General features: G+C 60.6%; 15 protein-coding genes and 1 pseudogene. 5 read left to right on the forward strand and 11 right to left on the reverse strand.

Annotated features, from left to right (window positions below; translation table 11 throughout):
• Nucleotides 1-38: 38 nt before the first annotated feature.
• The 5 genes from HDE75_RS05665 to HDE75_RS05685 all read right to left on the reverse strand — a co-directional run bounded on the left by HDE75_RS05665 (nt 39) and on the right by HDE75_RS05685 (nt 7164).
• On the reverse strand, nt 39-3347 hold the full coding sequence (locus HDE75_RS05665; RefSeq protein WP_260173703.1) for a hybrid sensor histidine kinase/response regulator: 3309 nt from the start codon (nt 3345-3347) through the stop codon (nt 39-41).
• Nucleotides 3344-4483, reverse strand: a complete 1140-nt coding sequence (locus HDE75_RS26925) for a hybrid sensor histidine kinase/response regulator (RefSeq protein WP_183675834.1) — start codon at nt 4481-4483, stop codon at nt 3344-3346. Before HDE75_RS26925 ends, HDE75_RS05665 begins: the two co-directional genes overlap by 4 nt.
• Before the next feature lie 153 nt (nt 4484-4636).
• A complete protein-coding gene (locus HDE75_RS05675) occupies nt 4637-5242 on the reverse strand; it encodes a chemotaxis protein CheB (protein WP_183675833.1) in 606 nt (201 codons plus the stop codon).
• 4 nt (nt 5243-5246) lie between these two features.
• Nucleotides 5247-6068: a CheR family methyltransferase gene (locus HDE75_RS05680; protein ID WP_183675832.1), complete on the reverse strand. Its 822-nt coding sequence runs from the start codon at nt 6066-6068 to the stop codon at nt 5247-5249.
• A 109-nt stretch (nt 6069-6177) separates the two neighbouring features.
• Nucleotides 6178-7164, reverse strand: coding sequence for an aldo/keto reductase (locus tag HDE75_RS05685; RefSeq protein WP_183675831.1), 987 nt, complete (start codon nt 7162-7164; stop codon nt 6178-6180).
• Nucleotides 7165-7248: 84 nt separating this feature from the next.
• Here HDE75_RS05685 and HDE75_RS05690 point away from each other — a divergent pair, with 84 nt between their 5' ends.
• Together HDE75_RS05690 and HDE75_RS05695 are read left to right on the forward strand one after the other, a co-directional pair.
• A complete protein-coding gene (locus tag HDE75_RS05690) occupies nt 7249-8133 on the forward strand; it encodes a LysR family transcriptional regulator (RefSeq protein ID WP_183675830.1) in 885 nt (294 codons plus the stop codon).
• Between the two features lie 61 nt (nt 8134-8194).
• On the forward strand, nt 8195-8701 hold the full coding sequence (locus tag HDE75_RS05695; protein ID WP_311735072.1) for a GAF domain-containing protein: 507 nt from the start codon (nt 8195-8197) through the stop codon (nt 8699-8701).
• 4 nt (nt 8702-8705) lie between these two features.
• Here the strand turns inward: HDE75_RS05695 and HDE75_RS05700 are convergent, their stop codons facing one another.
• Both HDE75_RS05700 and HDE75_RS05705 read right to left on the reverse strand, forming a co-directional pair.
• Nucleotides 8706-9302, reverse strand: a complete 597-nt coding sequence (locus tag HDE75_RS05700) for an O-methyltransferase (protein ID WP_183675829.1) — start codon at nt 9300-9302, stop codon at nt 8706-8708.
• Between the two features lie 38 nt (nt 9303-9340).
• A complete protein-coding gene (locus tag HDE75_RS05705) occupies nt 9341-10219 on the reverse strand; it encodes a DMT family transporter (RefSeq protein WP_183675828.1) in 879 nt (292 codons plus the stop codon).
• A gap of 91 nt (nt 10220-10310) precedes the next feature.
• On the opposite strand from HDE75_RS05705, the gene HDE75_RS05710 reads away from it, so the two are divergent.
• Nucleotides 10311-11129 (forward strand): AraC family transcriptional regulator, encoded by an 819-nt coding sequence (locus HDE75_RS05710; RefSeq protein WP_183675827.1) that lies wholly within the window; start codon nt 10311-10313, stop codon nt 11127-11129.
• A 55-nt stretch (nt 11130-11184) separates the two neighbouring features.
• Nucleotides 11185-13635, forward strand: a complete 2451-nt coding sequence (locus HDE75_RS05715; protein ID WP_183675826.1) for an SEL1-like repeat protein — start codon at nt 11185-11187, stop codon at nt 13633-13635.
• A 1-nt stretch (nt 13636) separates the two neighbouring features.
• On the opposite strand, the gene HDE75_RS05720 is transcribed toward HDE75_RS05715, so the two are convergent.
• From HDE75_RS05720 to HDE75_RS05730, 3 genes are all read right to left on the reverse strand, one after another.
• Nucleotides 13637-14287, reverse strand: coding sequence for an FABP family protein (locus HDE75_RS05720; RefSeq protein ID WP_183675825.1), 651 nt, complete (start codon nt 14285-14287; stop codon nt 13637-13639).
• Nucleotides 14288-14371: 84 nt separating this feature from the next.
• A complete protein-coding gene (gene map, locus HDE75_RS05725) occupies nt 14372-15175 on the reverse strand; it encodes a type I methionyl aminopeptidase (protein WP_183675824.1) in 804 nt (267 codons plus the stop codon).
• Between the two features lie 17 nt (nt 15176-15192).
• A complete protein-coding gene (locus tag HDE75_RS05730) occupies nt 15193-15798 on the reverse strand; it encodes a TetR/AcrR family transcriptional regulator (RefSeq protein ID WP_183675823.1) in 606 nt (201 codons plus the stop codon).
• 91 nt (nt 15799-15889) lie between these two features.
• On the opposite strand from HDE75_RS05730, the gene HDE75_RS05735 reads away from it, so the two are divergent.
• On the forward strand, nt 15890-17437 hold the full coding sequence (locus tag HDE75_RS05735; RefSeq protein WP_183675822.1) for an AMP nucleosidase: 1548 nt from the start codon (nt 15890-15892) through the stop codon (nt 17435-17437).
• A gap of 50 nt (nt 17438-17487) precedes the next feature.
• Here the strand turns inward: HDE75_RS05735 and HDE75_RS05740 are convergent.
• A pseudogene (locus HDE75_RS05740) lies at nt 17488-18460 on the reverse strand (IS1595 family transposase).
• Nucleotides 18461-18794 lie beyond the last annotated feature (334 nt).

The raw sequence follows: 18794 nt of genomic DNA on the forward strand, positions 1-18794 counted from the left end.
GAAAAATCTGACAGACAGCCATGAAATAAGCACGCCCGTCAGGATTGGTCGAGTGCGGCCTGTAATTCAGCCAGGTCATACGGTTTGCGCAATACGCTGGCAGAAAAGCCCAGTTCATCCATCGATTCCTTGCCATAACCGGTGGAAAAAATGATGCGCGTGTTGGGCTTGTCGCGCAGCACCATGCGTGCCAGCGCAATACCCGACATACCGGGCAGGCTGACATCGGTAAACAGGATATCGAAATCTTGCTCATTGAGCAATTGCCATGCGGACTCGCCATCGGAAACGCCGCTCACCGTGTGGCCCAGCATGCCCACCAGTTCGCACACCATCAGCTGCGAATCGAGATTGTCTTCCACCACCAGGATTTTCAGGGATTTAGGCATTTCGCCCGGGGTTGCCAGCGCATGGCCCGTCAAGTCCAGCCCCGGCGTGCCTGCCAGCGCAAATTGACGCGCGCGCAAATGCTGCTGGCGGTTGGCCAGTACATGGCGCAGCTTGCGGGCCAGCTCTTCACGCCGGTACGGTTTGCTGAGCAGCTCCACCCCCGTGTCGAGCCGCCCTTCATGCACGATGACATCCTGCGCGTAACCGGAAGTAAACAAGACGGCGATATCGGGCTGCAACTCGCGCGCCAGGCGCGCCATCTCCGTACTGCGCACAGGCCCCGGCATGATCACATCGGTGAACAGCAAGTCGATCGGTACGCCACTTTGCAGCACGGCCAGCGCGCTCTCGCCATCCTCGGCCTTAAGTACGGTATAACCGAGCGCACTGAGCATGTCGACCACAGTAGCGCGCACGCCCACGTCGTCTTCCACCACCAGCACCGTTTCCGTGCCCCCCGTCACCACGCCGCTCCATTCCTGCTCTTCTTCGGCTTCTGCCATCAGCGAGCGGGGCAAATAAATTTTCACGCCCGTACCCAGCCCCGGCTCACTGTAGATGCGGATATGGCCACGGCTCTGCGTCACAAAACCATAGGCCATCGACAGGCCCAGCCCCGTGCCCGCTCCTTCCGGCTTGGTCGTAAAGAATGGTTCAAACGCGCGCTGCAACACGGGGCCGCTCATGCCGCGCCCCGTATCGGTGACGGACAGCATCACATATTGTCCTGCCGGCACATCGACCAGCTTGTGTACATAACGCTCATCGAGCACTACATTGCCCAGCTCGATGGTCAGCTTGCCCGTGCCATCCATGGCGTCGCGTGCATTGATGGCCAGGTTGAGGATCACGTTTTCAATCTGGCTGCGGTCGACCAGGGTATTCCACAAGCCGCCACCACCCACCAGCACGATCTCTATTGCCTCACCCAGGGCGCGCCGCAGCAGCGCATCCATATTGCGCACCACGCGCGACAAGTCCAGCACCACGGGCTTGAGCGGTTGACGGCGGGCAAAGGCCAGCAAGTGCGACGACAGCTTCGCGCCCCGCTCGACGGCAGCAATCGCTGTGTCCAGACGCTGGCGCATCACGCCATCCTGGGGCGACAGGTGTTGCAGCAAATGCAGATTGCCCGAAATAATCTGCAGCACATTATTGAAGTCATGCGCGATACCGCCCGTCAACTGGCCCACGGCTTCCATCTTTTGCGCCTGGCGCAAGGCTTCTTCCGCCTTGGTCCGCTCTTGCACCTCCTGTTCGACCCGATGTTCCAGCGTTTCGTTCAATTCGTGCAGCGCTTTTTCGATGCGCCGCCGCTCCGTGATATCGGTCTTGACAGAGATCAAGGCGCGTGGCTGGCCCTCTTCATCGACCAGACGGCTGACATTGCTCGACACCCAGACATGCGAGCCATCGGGTTTTAAATAGCGTTTTTCCAGGGTGAACGATTCCCCCGTTTCCACCAGGCGCTGGAACAACAGATTATTACCTGCAAGATCGTCAGGATGCAGGATGTCGCGCATATTCAGGCTCAGCAGCTCTTCGCACGAGCGGCCCAGCATACGGCACAGGGCGCCGTTGACCTTCTGGAAGCGGCCATCGAGGCCCAGTTCCGACAAGCCCACCGAAGCCTGGCCGAATATCGCCGCCATGCGGTCCTGGCTGGCAGTCAGTTCTTCCTCGATCTGGCGCCGCTCGGTGACATCAAACGAGACGCCCACGTAGCGGTGCTGGCCAGGCTCCTTGCCGTCAAGCACTTCACCCTGGCGCGCAATCCAGCGCACGGCCCCATCGCTGCGGCGGTGGATGCGGTACTCCACGTAATCGAGCGGATTGGATGCCAGCTCAATGCGGCTGGGACCGATCTTTTCATGGTCACGCGCATCGACCATGCCGACCAGGAATTGCTGCGTGATCTCCTGTCCATCGGCGATGCCCCACAGATGGCGGAAGGTAGCGGATACTTCCATACGGCCCGTTTCAGGGAACCATTCAAAGGTGCCGATGCCGCCTGCCTGTTGCGCCAGGCGCAGCCGCTCATCGCCCTCCACGCGCTCGGTGACGTCGATGCCTTCGACCAGGATGCCGCCCACTACGCCCGATTCATCCTTGATGGGCTGGTAGACAAAGTCGATATGGCGCTGCACCGTACAACCCTGTTCCAGTTGCAAATCCACCTTGACCTGGCGCCCCTGGTAGGGTACGCCGCTGCGGTAAACCTGATCGAGCAAGTCGATAAAACCCTGCTGCTTGACTTCAGGCAAGGCCTGTTCGACGGATTTGCCGATCAGCTCGCGCCGTCCCACCAGGCGCAGATAATGCTCGTTGGCCAGTTCAAACACATGTTGCGGCCCGCGCAGCACGGCCATGAAGCTGGGCGCCTGCTCGAACAAGGCGCGCAGCAAGGCGCGCTCTTCGCCCAGCTGACGGTTGGCCAGCTTCAATTGCCGCCCCTCTTCCAGCCGCGCCGTCAATTCCAGCGCCGTGCACAGCACGCCATCGACCTGGCCAGCGTCGCCATGCACAGGTGTATAAAACAAGTCGAAACAGACATCGGTGGGCACGCCGTTGCGCAACAGCGGCAGCAGGCATTCGTGGTGCACCTGCGTCTCGCCGCGCAAGCCCGCTTCCAGAATGCGCGCATTCCAGTCCCAGATCTCGGGCCAGACAGCGGGCACCGTGCCACCCAGCGCAGCCGGATGGCGCGCGCCGGCGATCTTGACGTACTCGTCGTTATAAATCATCACATGCTCAGGGCCCCACATCAGTACCATCGCCATCGGCGAGTTGAGCACGATATCGACGCTGGTGCGCAAATTGAGGGGCCAGCCAGCCAGCGGTCCCAGGCTGGTGCGCGACCAGTCGAACTGGCGCAGCAACTCACCGGTGGCACCGCCCCCGCGCGGCAGATAATCAGCCGCGCCAGACTGCCCCAGCTTGCTCATATTGTGGCTCATGCTGATGTGCCCACCCCTGCAGACGAACCCGTCTGCACGCACACCTGGCAATGACGCGGTATGCGCACGGTAAATACCGTGCCCTGGGTTTGCGTTGAACTCACCTGCAAGGTACCGCCATGCGCCTTGACGAACATATTGACGGTGTACAAGCCCAGTCCCAGGCCTTGGCCTGCCTTGCGTTTTTCGCCTCCCTGCTGGAATGGTTCAAACAGGGTGGGCAGCAGTTCCTGCGCGATCGCACCACGGTTGCTGACGCGCAGTTCGACCATGTCGGCGCTGCGGCCATCGAGTAACAATTGCACTGGTGCATAAGCTTCGCCATGCGTGATGGCATTGCTGAGCAAATTGGAGATGATTTGCGACAGCAAGCCCGCATCGCACTGGCCGTGCAACTCGCCCACACTGCTAATTTCCACCGGTGCGCTGCGGCCAGGCGTATCGAATTCATCGACGATGGCTTGCGCCAGCGCCAGGTAATCGTGGGTAGCGCTGCGCAACTCCATCGTGCCCGAGCGTATCCTGGCCAGGTCCAACAACTGGTCGACCATGCGTCCCATGCGCCTGGCGCTGCTCTCGATGCGCTGCGCCGTGACGATCACCTTGGGATGGTCGCTCATCATCGGCAACACCATGGCGCCATTCATCACCACCGACAAGGGCGTGCGCAGGTCGTGTCCCAGCACGGCCGTGAACAATTCATTGAGGTGCAAGGCATGCTTGAGTTCGTCGAGCTGGGCAGACAACGCCCGTTTCTGCTGGTACAGCTGGACCAGTACCTGCACCTTGCTTTGCAGCGCCTTGACGTCGATCGGCTTGAACAGGAAATCAACAGCGCCCGCTTCATAACCACGGAAACTGTAGGACGGTTCGCGCGTGGCTGTGAGGAAAATCAGGGGAATGGTGCGCGTGCGCTCGCTGCCACGTATCAACTCGGCCAGTTCAAAACCATCCATTTGCGGCATTTGCACGTCGATCAGCGCCAGCGCGACGTCGTGGGTCAGCAACATTTCCAGGGCCTCGGCGCCGGAGGCAGCTTTCAGGATAACAATGCCTGGCTGCGCGAGCACGGCTTCAGCAGCGATCAGGTTTTGCGCAACGTCATCAACGACGAGGATATGGATAGGTGCGGTCACGGCTCAGTCTTCGGTATCGCAGAGGTTGCCCGGCTCGGGCTGCGATCGTCCATGTTAGGTTAACTATAAAAATTTTAACTTTATATCACTGTTGCACGGATATCTTACACGTACTGGGCTTTTGCCATCCGGACAGCCGTGCGGCCGCAGCCGTCAGTCACCGAGCAGGGCCAGGCTGGCAGCCATCTGCCGCAAGTCCAGCACGCGGTCGGCGCCGGCCCGCTGCAAGGCGGCGGCAGGCATGCTGCTGGCCACCGCATCGGCAGGATCTTGCACCCAGGCACTGCCGCCCAGATTGCGCACGCGCACCAGGCCCGCCGCCCCATCGGCCGACGCGCCCGTGAGGATAATGGCCAGCATGTCGTGGTGATAGGCGTAGGCGGCTGATTCGAGCAGCACATCAATGGACGGGCGCGAAAAATTCACCGCCTCATCGAGCGACAGCGAAAAGTGCAATTCAGGCTCAATCTGCAAATGATAATCGGGACCTGCAAAATACACGGTGCCGCCAAGCACTTCTTCCTTGTCCTGCGCCTCCTGCAAGGGCAACAGACAATGTTCCGCATACAGTTGCGGCAAGCGGCTGGAGCGGCCAGGCGCCAGATGCAGCACCACTACCACGGCCGCCCGGCAACTGGCTGGCAAAGCACGCAGCAAGACACCCAACGCTTCGACACCGCCAGCCGAAGCGCCGATGGCGATCAGGCGCAAACCCCTGGGGGGCGCGGCGATCGTGGTGGAAGGTAAGGTGGCGGGCATAGCATCATGCCCGCTGAAAGATTTTTTCAGCGGGCGCCAGTTCGCGGAAGCTGGCCGCATGGCGGCTGAAATGCAGGCTTTCCTTCATGCCCAGGCCCAGGAAGCCCCGGTTGACCAGCGCTTCATGGAACAAGCCCAGCGCGCGGTCTTGCAAGTCCTTGTTAAAGTAAATCATGACATTGCGGCAGGAAACCATATGCACCTCGGAAAAGACGCTATCCGTTGCCAGGCTGTGGTCGGCAAACACAAACTGACGCCGCAAACGCCGGTCGAAAATGGCGCCCTTGTAGGCAGCGGTGTAATAGTCCGACAAGGAACGCTTGCCGCCCGCTTGCCGGTAATTCTCGCTGAACTGGGCGATGCGGTCGATGGCGTAAATACCGGCCTCGGCAGCGGCAAGCGCTTCGACATTAATATCGGTCGCGTAAATCATGCTGCGCTCCAGCAAGCCCTCTTCTTCCAGCAAAATCGCCAGCGACCAGACTTCTTCGCCGCTGCTGCAACCGGCCACCCACAGCTTGATCGAAGGATAGGTATGCAGCACCGGCACCACCTTTTCGCGCAGCATGCGGAAATAGGCGGGATCGCGGAACATTTCACTGACCTGTACCGTAAAAAACTGCAGCATCTGCGCGAACACGGCCGGTTCGTGCAAGATGCGGTCCTGCAATTGCGACACCGTGGCGCAGCCAAAGCGTTCCATCGCCTGGCGCATGCGCCGGCGCAGCGACGCCACCGAATAATCGCGGAAATCATGCTGATAACGCAGCAAGATTCCCTCCAGCAACAGTTTCAGCTCTATATCGAAAACATCATCGTCTTGCAATTGAAAGCACACTCCCAGATCTGCTTCCGGCAGCACGCCGGGCGAGCTTCGATGCTAGCAGAAACATACCTTTAGTTTTGTACGCTAGCGTACGGAGGCAGTTACTTTTTCAGACATCCACGCCCTTCATGCCCTCGTCCGTATAGCGCGCACCCGCCGCGATGCCTGGCGGAAAGGCGGCACCGATCAGCGCCAGCTCGGCTGTGCTGAGCGTCACTTGCAGGGCGCCCAGGTTATCTTGCAGGTAGGCAATGCGCTTGGTGCCAGGGATGGCGATGATATTCTCGCCTTGCGCCAGCAGCCAGGCTAGCGCCAGCTGCGCCGGCGTGCAATGCTTGCTGATGGCCAGTTGCCGCAGCATCTCGACGATGGCCAGGTTGTATTGCAGGTTGTCAGGCGCAAAGCGGGGATTCATCTGGCGGAAATCGCCCTCATCGAGACTGGCCGTGGCGCCGATGGCGCCCGTCAGGAAACCGCGCCCCAGCGGACTGTAAGCCACAAAACTGGCGCCCACCTGGCGGCAGGCGTCCAGCACGCCCTGTTCCGGCTCGCGCGACCACAGCGAATACTCGCTTTGCACGGCCGCCACCGGGTGGATGGTGGCGGCGCGCAGCAAGGTGGTGGCGCTGACTTCGCACAGGCCAACGGCGCGAATTTTGCCTTCCTGCACCAGTTGCGCCAATGCCCCCATCGATTCTTCCAGCGGCGTCTCCAGGTTCAGGCGGTGCAAATAATACAGGTCGATGGTTTCCACACCAAGGCGCACCAACGATGCCTCGCATGCCTGGCGAATATACGCGGGGGAATTGTCGATACGGCGCGCATAGGCGCCCGGCTCGCGCGCCAGGCCGCACTTGGTGGCGACCAGCGCTTGCTGGCGCCGGCCGCGCAAGAAGCGCCCCAGCAATTGTTCGTTATGTCCGAAGCCATAGGCGTCGGCAGTGTCGAACAGGGTCACGCCGGCGTCCAGCGCCGCTTCCAAAGTCGCGAGCGATTGCGCCTCGTCGGTGGCGCCGTAAAACTCGGACATGCCCATGCAGCCCAGGCCCAGCGCCGAACTGCGCAGACCGCTATTACCGATAATGCGTTGTTGCATATGATGCTCCGTAACAGGTAAAAGCCGCAGTGTAGGCAGCACCGTCCCTGCACGGAATGACTGTTTTCGTGATACCTTTCCGGTATGAGGACACTGGATACCCATGCACTAACCCTGTTCTGCGCCGTCGCCCGCTGCCTGAACTTCCGCCAGGCGGCGGAGCAACTGCACATGACGCAGCCGCCGCTGTCGCGCGCCATCAAGGCCCTGGAAGACCGGCTGGGCACGCGATTGTTCGAACGCGACACGCAAGGCGTGGCCTTGACCGAGGCGGGACGCACTTTATTGCCACAGGCACTGCATATTTTGCAATTACTGGAGCAGGCTGAACAATCGTTGCAGCGCGACACGGCCCCCGTGCGCTTGCGCCTGGGCTTGACCAGTTCGGTCGAAGCGGGCTTGTTCCGGCCCCTGCTGGCTGCCTTGAGCCCATCATTGCAAGCAATCAGCCTGGAATTGACGGCCGCGCCGTCGCCGCGCCTGATTGCCAGCGTGCGCAAGGGCCAGCTTGATGCAGCCCTGATCGCCCTGCCCAGCGCCACATTTGAATTGACCGTGTTGCCGCTGGCCAGCGATCCCATGATGCTGGCCATGCCGGCTGGCCATGTTTTGGCGCGCAAGCGCAAGGTGGCGCTGGCCGACATCGTCCACGAACCTGTGTACTGGTTTGAACGCTCGCGCCAGCCTGCGTTTTTTGATCACTGCCAGCAAGTGTTCCAGCGCCATGGTTTTGCGCCCGCTTTCATACGCGAGCCGCTGGACCACCATGTCTTGCTCAGTGAAGTGGCTGCCGGCAAGGGCATGGCGCTGCTGCCCGATTCTTTCCGCGCCTTGCGCCTGGATGGTCTGGTGTACCGGCAACTGGTGCAGGGAGACGAATTGGCAACCAAGCTGGGCCTGGCCTGGTCTACCGACAGCAGCCACCCTGCTATGCCACTGCTGCGTCAACTGGCGCCGCAGCATCTCTAGCGTGCAGAGCGACGCCAGACGCGCTACCATACTGCCTTCCTATTTCCACTTGGCCAACACCATGACGTTTACCATCAGCGACGCCGCTTACGGCACCGACACTCCCGCCGCCAAAGAAGCCATGTATGCAGATTTGCGTTCGCAGCTGCAAGGCTTGCTCGCCGGCGAAAGCGATTTCATCGCCAATACCGCCAACTTCAGCTCGCTGGTATTCAACACCATGCCAGGCTTGAACTGGGCCGGTTTTTATTTCCTGAAAGGCGATGAGCTGGTTCTGGGACCATTCCAGGGTAAGCCAGCTTGCATCCGCATCAAGAAAGGCCGCGGCGTGTGTGGCACGACCGTGGTGGAAGGCAAATCCATCGTGGTGCAAGACGTGCACGCGTTTCCAGGCCACATCGCCTGCGACGTCAATTCGCGCTCGGAACTGGTAGTACCCGTGTTTTCCAATGGTGAAATCATCGGCGTGTTCGACCTGGACAGCCCATTGACCAGCCGTTTCGACGATGTCGATGCAGCAGGCGTGGAATCGCTGGTCAACGTGCTGGAAGCAGCTATCGTCGCTTAAGCAGTCAGCTAGCCTTGACGGCAATAAACTCTCCCTTGCCCACCGGCACCAGGCAACTGGTGTAGCGGGCATCCTGGCGTATGCCGTCGAGGAAATCCGCCATCTCCGCGTAATGCGAGGTGGCGTTATCGACCACCAGCACACCGCCCGGCGCCAGCGCCCGGTCCAGCTGCGGCCACCAGGCGCCGTACTGGCTACGGGCCGAATCGAGAAAGATAAAATCGTAGGCGCCATCCTGGCTGTCTTGCAACACCTGGCCCGCGTCCGCCAGTAACTGGCCTATCACACCCTGCAAGTGCGCCCGCGCAAAATTGGCTTGCGCCATGTCAAACTTGTCTTGCGCCTTTTCCACGGTCACCACCGAGCCTTGCAGCGTTTGCACTGCGCGCGCCAGCCACAAGGTGGAATACCCATTCGAGGTGCCGATTTCCAGGATGCGCCGGGCGCTGCGCGCCTGTACCAGCACGGCCAGCAACTCGCCCGTATCGCGCGTGATATTGAGCATGCGCGATCCCCGCTCCGTATGCACCGCATCGTTGGCGATGCCGAATGCTTCCAGTTCGCCGAGCAGGGTTTCCACCGTATCTTTTATTGTCGTCATGCTGTCTCCTTTAATTCGCCAGCATAGCAAACTCCAGCTCAGGCTGCGCGGCGCAAAGGACGTTTCAAGGACTGCACCATCAGCACGCCCAGCAGGGTCACGCTACCGCCGATCACATCATAGCTATGCAAGGTTTCGCCGAGAAAGAGCAAGGCGATCAGGACGGTAAATACGGGCAGCAGATTCATCAAGGTGGTGGCGCGGCTGGGCCCCAGCTTGCCCAGGCCATGCATCCACAGCCAGGGCGCAATCACGGACGCGGGGATGCCGGCAAACAGCACCAGCGGCAAGCCGGCGCTGGTCACAGGCGGCGCGGAATGGCTCAGGTAATAGAGGAACAGCACGGGCACGGCGCACCAGACCTGGACCAGCAGGGAATGCCAGTTATTGAGGGCGATTTTCCAGCGCTTCATCAGCACGCCATACGCGGCGTACGACAGGCAGCCGAGCAGCATCAAGCCATCGCCCACACCCATGCCATGCCGGAGCAGCGCGGCAGGGTCGCCATGGCTGAGCAGATATCCCAGGCCCAGCAGCGACACCAGGCTGCCGAAGACGCCACCCACGGTGGCCGTCTCGCCCAGCAGCAAGACAGACAAAATCACCGCCAGCAGCGGCATTAATGAAGCCAGAATCCCCATATTGGTGGCCGTGGTGGTTTGCGCGGCCGTGTAGGCCAGGCACTGGTACATCACCATGCCCAGCATGCCCAGCACAAACAGCTTGCCCACATGGGGAGTGATCGCGGCACGCTGCCGCCACGCGGAGCGGCCGAACACCAGCGCCAGCAGCACGCCAGCGAGCAGCCAGCGGAAAAACGAGATGGCGGCCGGATCGATGACGCCCACGGCCAGCTTGCTGACGATGGTGTTGATGGCCCAGATCAGCACGGCGATCACGGGTAATAAATAGTGCATGCGGATTCCTTTAGACGAGTAGCGATTGTCGCATGGTCTGATTTGATGGATATAATGCGTATCAGACAAACGATTCTTCTATCTGGACAATATGGCGACCAATCAGCACTTTCCGGAAGTTTCCGACGTCCTGCCCTATCCCGTGTACTTCCGGCTCAGCGATTATCAAGCCCACCAGCAATTCGAGTACCAGACCCATCCCTGGGGCCAGCTGACGTATTGCTCGACGGGTGTGATGGAAATCATGGTGGACGGCCAGCGCTATCTGGCGCCGCCCCAATATGCCGTGTGGATACCGCCGGAAACCTTGCACGACGGCTATATCCGCCAGGACGTGACCTTTCATTCGGCCTACATCGACGCCAGCCTGTGTCCGCTCTTGCCTGCGAAACCGTGCGCACTGGTGCTCAGTCCCTTGCTCAAGGCCATCCTGGCTGACTTTGCAGAACGGAAAGTGACCACGCCAGTTTCAACCGCCGACCAGCGCCTGGCGCAAGTCGTCATCGACCAGTTGCAACTGGCGCCCTGCAGCCGCAATTATTTGCCCGGCAGCGATGATCCGATCACCAAGGCCCTGCTCGATGGCTTGCAGGCCGATCCTGGCAGTAATCGCTCACTGGCAGACTGGGCGGCGCAATTGCATGTCACGGAGCGCACCCTGGCCCGCCGTTGCCAGCGCGAACTGGGCATGTCCTTCGGCGAATGGCGCCAGCGCCAGCGCTTCCTGGCTGCCCTGCCTCTGCTGGAGCGGGGCGACACGGTGCAAGCGATCGCACTGGAACTGGGCTATAGCACGGCGTCGGCCTTTATCGCCATGTTTCGCCGGCAAAGCGGCGACACGCCAGACCAGTTCCGCCGTAATTTACGCTGCAAACAGAACAGCATCGAGGTAACTTCATCTGCTGTTTAGACCTGCTTCAATGCTAAAATCAAAACATCTTTCTCGTAAGCAAAAGGATGACTGCATGAACCCCACGACCGACTCGGCCAGCGACAGCAGCCTGGACCTGCCGGACCCGTCTGCCCCAGCATCCGGGGCGGAACCAGTCATGCTCGACAAGGCTGAAAGACCCACTGTGCTGGGCAAGCTGCGCACCCTGGTGCAGGAAAAAACGCGGTTCGAACCAAAAGACATCACCCCGCTGGCCGAAGACGACGCGCTGCAGGATTTTTCACTGCAAGCCAATTTCGTGCTCGAAGCGCGTTTCGAGAACCGCGTCATCAATGGTTATTTCAAGCCATCAGCGGGCGACCAGCACTGCGATGCGCATGAGGTGGGAGCACTCGCTATCGCGCAAGGCAAGGAAAGGCTGCGCCTGGCCGCTGCCAAGCTGGAAACGGCCCTGCAGCAAAGCGACCATGCTTACGATACGGTCAAGGAAGGCGCGTATCTGCTGCACGCCGTGAAATACTGGCACCTCGATGACTGCGCTCCCTGCCACGGCAAGGGGCGCATACGCTGCAGCACTTGCCATGGATCCAAGCAGGAAACCTGCTGGAAATGCCACGGCGGTCGTACCGTCAGTTGCGACGCCTATGGCTGCTACGGCAGCGGCAAGGTGTCGTGCAGATATTGCAGCGGCAGCGGAACCGTTTCCGAGCAAGTCACCGATTATGTGACGGTGCAAGTGCCCACTACCACCTACGAGAACGGCAACTCGCACACCACTTACCATACCGAGACGCGCACGCAATACCGCACGGTATCGCGCAATTGCAGCCATTGCAGTTTCGGCAAAGTCACGTGCAACAGCTGCCACGGCGCCGGCAATGTCAATTGCAACACTTGCCTGGCCAGCGGCAGCATCAGTTGCCGCACCTGCAGCGGCCTGGGCGACTTGCGCTGCAACCCTTGCGAAGGCTCGGGCCAGCAAGGCGATGCTTCTTGGGCCGACATCCACGTAGTTCCCGATTACAGCGTCAGCCTGCCCAAGCAGGCGCCCGAGGATGCGCGCCGCATCCGCGACAAGGAGAGCGTGCACTCACTGGCGACCATCGCCAGCAGCCTGCAACTGGCGAAAGTGAGCATTTACGATGCCGACCACCCGCAGGAAGTCGACGCCCTGTATGCGGGCAAGCTGCGCATCGTGCGCCTCGATGCCGCGTGCAATGAAGAAAAGCATCACCTGGTGGCCTACGGCACAGACTTGCGCTGGCTGACCATGGACGACATCGTGGAAAAACTGCTGCGCGGCGACCTCAAGGCGCTCAGCGATGCCTTGGCCGGCAGCGCCGACGATGGCCTGTTTTCAGCCCAGGTGCAAGGTCTGCTCAGACCACTGCGCGACGTGGCCGCGTCCGAACTGAATGCGGACGTGATCGAATCGATACTGCGCGGCGAAACCGACCACGCCCACGTGGACGTGGTCTCGCCCGATTACGCGCAGATGGTGCGCACCTGTGTGCTCGGTGCGCTGCGCCAGGTCTATACGCGGCTGGCCAAGCAATTCTGGTGGAAGAGCGCGCTGGCGGCGCTGGCCATCACCCTCGCTACCTGGTTTGTCGCCGGGCGCGGCACGGCCGCTTTTGCCGGCCTGGTGACGGTGGCAGTTGGTTATCTGCTGTTCAACCGCAAAGTCAAATCGGTGCTGCAAGAGGCGCTGGGCGGCGAGAGCCAGGCCGAACGGGCCATGCAGATCGCCGGCAAGGGCCGCCGCAACCAGCTGGCGCAAGTGCTGATCCTGGCGCCCGCCACGGCTGCCGTGCTGGCGGCCAGCATGGGCTTGCCCACAAGAGTGCGCGCACCGGTACCGCCGCCACAGCCTGCCATCGCCTCAGCCTCTGTCGAACCGCATCCGCCCACCATCGCGCTGCAGGACGCCAGCATGCCGAAAGCCGTCAAGCTGTATGAAAACGGCGACAAGGTGAAGGCGCTGGCCATGCTGGAAACCCTGGTCAAGGATGGTGAAGTCGAGGCGTATGGCCTGTATGGCTGGATGCAGCTGATGGGCGAAGGACAGCGCCAGCAGGGCAATGTCAGCGAGCAGCAGCGCAAGGCGCGCCAGGTCACGGCCAAGCCGTGGATCACCAAGGCGCTGCCAAAGAACGACAGCTATGCGCTGACGGCCAAGGGCGTGATGATGGCGGAAGGCTGGCAAGAGCCGCGCAATATGCCGCGCGCGCTCGACTACCTGAAACAGGCGGCGCAAAAGGGCAATATCAACGCCATGCATATGCTGGGCCTGTACCACGTGCGCGGTTACCAGACGCCCGTCAACAACAAGGAAGCCCGTAAATGGTTCACCATGGCGGCCGACAAGGGCAGCGCTGGCGATATCTACAACCTGGGCTTGATGGACTGGGAAGGCGCCGGATTGAAACGCCCCGACCGGACCAGCGCCATGCAGCGCTGGAAGATTGCGGCGGGGATGGGTGAAGAACGCGCCATCAAGGCGGTGGCGCAGGGAAAACCGTAGGCTATTGAGCGCTGGCCGCCAATGCCTGCAAAGCCATGGGATTGGGCGTCGGCTCGCCTATCTTTTTCAGCAGGTTGCGGTCCGTATGGTGGAACGGTTCATCCTTGCCGCGGATCAGCATCACCGTGTCTTCATCGTAGCCCCAGGTTCCATCCGGATGGATATCGACCTTGATGCGGTATTCGACGGTGGTGAAAGCGTGTTCGAGGAAGGGGTTCGAGCAAATGCCGAAGGCTGTCGTATCGCGCCTGGCGACCAGTTCAAAACTGGTGGCGTCCGCCGTGGTGGTGCCCGACGCCATGGCGATCTGGCCGCGCGGGATGGCCAGGGTCTGGATCACCGCGCCGGTAGCCGGCTCCCACAGCCAGTAGCCGACTTGTTCATGATAAGTCTTGACCTGATCTGGCTTGGTGATGTGGATGTAGTAGCGCAGGCCGTAAAACAGTTGCGGGCCGTTGGTCACAGGGTCGATCGGCTGCAACTCGATGCGCTCGACGAAGGCCTGCTTGCGCGGGCCGTCTGCTTTCGGCTTGACGTCCAGACCGCGCGTGCCAGCCCAGATGCCGGCCATGCCGGTCAAGGGGCCCAGGTTATTCAGGGTGTGGACGTCGGCCGACGGTTCGGTGTAGATATCTTCAGGAAAATCGCTCATGCAGTGGCTTTACAGTGGTCTTCAAAAGTGGAGCAAAAGTGCTGCCTGCTATTGTAAGACTTGGGCTGCCACCGGCAAAGCCTGTCAGACCAGCGGATCGGGCAAGGCCGTCAGGGTGAAGATTTCAAAACCCGTTTCCGTCACCGCCAGCGAGTGTTCAAACTGCGCCGACAAGGAACGGTCTTTGGTCACCGTGGTCCATTTGTCGGGCAAGACCTTGACCTGGTAGCTACCCACGTTGAGCATCGGTTCAATCGTGAAAATCATGCCGGGTTCGAGCACGATGCCCGTGCCGGCGCGGCCGTAGTGCAGCACTTGCGGCGTGTCGTGGAATACCTTGCCCACGCCATGGCCGCAAAAATCGCGCACCGATGAAAAACCCTGCGCCTTGGCGACCGCTTCGATCACGGCGCCCACGTCGCCCAGGGTGGCTCCCGGACGCACGGTGTTGATACCGGCCATCATCGCTTCATACGCCGTCTTGACCAGGCGGTTGGCCAGGATCGACACTTCACCGACCTTGAAGGTGCGGCTGGTGTCGCCATGCCATTCATTGAATTTCGGCGTAACGTCGATGTTGAGGATATCGCCGGCTTTCAAAATCTTGGTCTCGGACGGAATGCCGTGCGTGACCACGTGGTTGACCGAAATGCAGCTGGCGTGCTTGTAGCCGTGGTAGTCGATGGTGGCGGGAATGGCGCCGGCGGCGCGCATGAATTCTTCGCACATGGCGTCAAGCTTGGCCGTCGAAATGCCGGGTTTCACGAATGGCGTGATGTAGTCGAGCGTGTCGGCGGCGATGCGGCCGGCCGCGCGCATGCCGGCGAAGCCCTCTTCGTCGTGCAGGGGAATTTTCTTGCCGTGTTCAAGCTGGGTGGAATAACGCATGGAGTAATCGTTCTTTATCAGTGTGGAGTATGGGTGGTTTGGGCGGCCCAGCCGCGCACGGCATCGTGCGAGGCGCGCAGCATGGCGTCGACGCTGGCCGGTATCGGCCGTTCCTGGGTCAGATAAGGTTTGACGACGGCCACCGGGGCGTCGATCAGCACGAACTTGAGCAGCATGTGATCGATATCGAGTTCGCTGGCGCCGGGCAGCGCTTCGGCGCAGCGCGCAAAGCAGGCGTCGAGCGCCGCCTGCTCTTCTTCCAGCGCGGCCTGCAATTCTTCACTGAGCGCGCCGTTGAAATCCGGGCTGTCCGCGCATTGCAGCAGGAAGCGCGCATACACGGGCTTGCGGCGGCACCAGTCCAGCATGCCATGCACGCCGGCCCAGGTATCGCCATTCGCCCACAGGCTGGCCACTTCCTCGCGGAAGTCGCTTTTTACACGCAGCCAGGCACGCGCCAAAATAGCGTTGCGCGAATCGAAGCGGTGATACACGGAACCGATGGGGGCGCCCGCCTTTACGGCGATCGCCGCCATCGAGACGGCGCCCACGCCGCATTGCGCCGCGACAGCGATGGCGCTATCGATGAAATTGTTTTCGTTGAATTTAGCTAATCTGACCATGCCAAATAGAATACCGATTCTATTTGAATCCGTCAAGCGCTCCGAGATGGACCAACAATAGCGCCAACACGAGCGGCCTTGCTGCCTTACAATGATATGCACGAAACATCAAAGGAGAAATCGCTTGCTTACGCCCCCTTTCATTGCCTCCACCCGTTTTGATGATCCACGCCTGGCGCTGGAACAAGTGCAAGCCATTTACCGCAGCAGCATCGAACACTTGCGCGACGCGCTGCAACGCTTCGTGGCCGGCGAAGACATGCATGAGCGCGTGCGCGCCTGCTACCCCTTCGTGCGCATCCAGACCGACACGGTGGTGCGCGCCGACTCGCCCCTGGCCTATGGTTTTGTGGCCGGTCCCGGCGTGTTTGAAACCACCCTGACCCGTCCCGACCTGTTTGATGATTACTACCTCGACCAATTCACGCTGCTGCTGAAAAACCATAATGGCGGCCAGCGCGTGCATCTGGAAGTGGGCGTCAGCGCGCAGCCCATCCCCGTGCATTTCTCGTTTGCCGAGCATGACCATATCGAAGGCAATATGGACGCCAGCCGCCGCCTGGCCATGCGCGACCTGTTCGACCTGCCTGACCTGTCGGCCATGGACGACGGCATCGCCAACGGCACGCATGAACCGGCGCATGGCGAAGCGCAGCCGCTGGCCCTGTTCACGGGCCCGCGCGTCGATTATTCGCTGCAGCGCCTGCGCCATTACAGCGGCACCTCGCCGCAGCACTTCCAGAACTTCGTCCTGTTTACCAATTACCAGTTCTATATCGACGAATTCATCCGCCTGGGCCACGCCATGATGGCGCACGCACCCGACGCCGATGCGCCATCGGACGACGACGGCTACATCGCCTTCATCGAACCGGGCAACGTGGTCACGCGCCGCGCCGGGCAGCCGGCCGAAAGCGACGACTTACTGGGCGCCGCCCCGCCGCGCTTGCCGCAAATGCCCGCCTATCACTTGCTGCGCGCCGACGGCAGCGGCATCACCATGGTCAATATTGGCGTGGGTCCGGCCAACGCCAAGACCATCACCGACCATATCGCTGTGCTGCGCCCGCACGCCTGGCTGATGCTGGGCCACTGCGCCGGCCTGCGCACCACGCAAAGCCTGGGCGACTACGTGCTGGCGCACGCCTATGTGCGCGAAGACCATGTGCTCGACGAAGACTTGCCGCTGTGGGTGCCGATCCCGCCGCTGGCGGAAATCCAGCAGGCGCTGCAAACGGCGGTGGCCGAAGTGACGCAGTTGACGGGGCTGGATTTGAAACACATCATGCGCACGGGAACAGTCGCCAGCACCGATAACCGCAACTGGGAATTGCTGCCGCAGCGCACGCCAGAACGCCGCTTCAGCCAGAGCCGCGCGATTGCGCTGGACATGGAAAGCGCGACGATTGCCGCCAACGGCTTCCGTTTCCGCGTCCCTTACGGCACCCTGCTGTGCGTCAGCGACAAGCCGCTGCACGGCGAAATCAAGCTGCCCGGCATGGCCAACCATTTCTATCGCGAACGGGTAGACCAGCATTTGCGCATCGGCATCCGCGCCGTGGAACTGCTGCGCCGCCAGGGCGTGGACCGGCTGCACAGCCGGAAATTACGGAGTTTTGCGGAAGTGGCCTTCCAGTAACGCAGCTTGTAGCACCAACCCCAGCCGCCCTTGTCGGGCGGTTTTTTTGGCTATGTCACCATCAGGTGTGGGAAATCTCCCAGTGTTGCCTTCAATAAGGTTTCAGCGGACAGGATGCGCCTGGCGTCGAGTATCCAGCGCCACCCCAGGTAACTCGGCAGGTAACGCGTCGGTCGCTACGCCATGAAAGATGCTCAGCCATCCCCGCAAGCGGCTGTGATACGCATTCACGTTTTGCACATGGGCCGCGCCGCGCACACGGAAGCCTGCATGCAAGTTGACGGCTTGATGGCTGATACCCGTCTCCCGGGCAAACGCGGCGTAGGCCGCATGGCCATCGGTCACCAGCAGGATGTCGCGGTCGATTACGCGCGGCAAGCAGTACAGCAGATGCTTCTTGGTCAGTTGGCCCTTGCCCGTCACGAAATCGATGGTTTGCCCCGTGCGGTCGCGGGCTACCAGGATACACACCTGCTCGCTGGAAATGCCCCGTTGACGGGCATGCCCACCACGTCGGCGGGCTGGGCGCAGCAAATGCCGCGCACCTTTCTCCGATTCCAGTAGATACATTTCATCGGCTTCGACAATGCCGTGCAAGCAGCGCGGACGATCAGTTTTCGCCAGCGCAAGAAAACGGTGGCGCCAGCGAAAACTGGTATTACGGTGGATACCCAGTTGCTGGGCAGCCTTGCGTACCGAATCCGAGTTCAGCAAGCAATTAGCGTAATCGAGCCACAAGGATTTGTGATGCAGATGAGCCAAGGGCGTACCCGTCAGCGCGTTGAAGGTCTTGCCGCACAATACGCAACGATAACGCTGCAAATCGTTGGCGTGGCCGTGCCGGTGAAAATGCCGCGATTGACATGCCGGGCAGCACAGCCGCGCCTGGGCCGTGCGTTCGATCAATGCGATAGAGACCTGCCCGCACGGCATGCCGCGCAACAATTCCATGCATTCCAGGCGTTGACGTCGAGAAAGCTTGGCGAACTGTGCGATTAATGTCTGCCATTGCGCGTGTTGCATCGTAGGCCTCTCTGTTTAAGTGGTCTGATTGGTCAGACCGCAGCCTTGCAAGAAGATTCCCCTACTTATTGGGGACAGAGCCGTTCTTTTGCCTACCGCATTTACACAGCACGCCAACACTCCGGAATCCGCACACTCAATATAAAACACTGTTACTAAAAAACAACAGCAATGAAAAATTGCCATTGTGGAAATGTGAACTTTCTACGCACATTTTTCCAAATGGCAAATTTAATTTATTTAACAATTAGAGTGAGCTCGCATTTACATTTTTTACAAAATAATTCCCTCCCTTCTCCACTCTTTATTCGTCCTTGAAAGTTAATAAAAAAAG

The organism is Janthinobacterium silvisoli (assembly GCF_014200725.1).
Classification (GTDB): Bacteria; Pseudomonadota; Gammaproteobacteria; order Burkholderiales; family Burkholderiaceae_D; genus Janthinobacterium.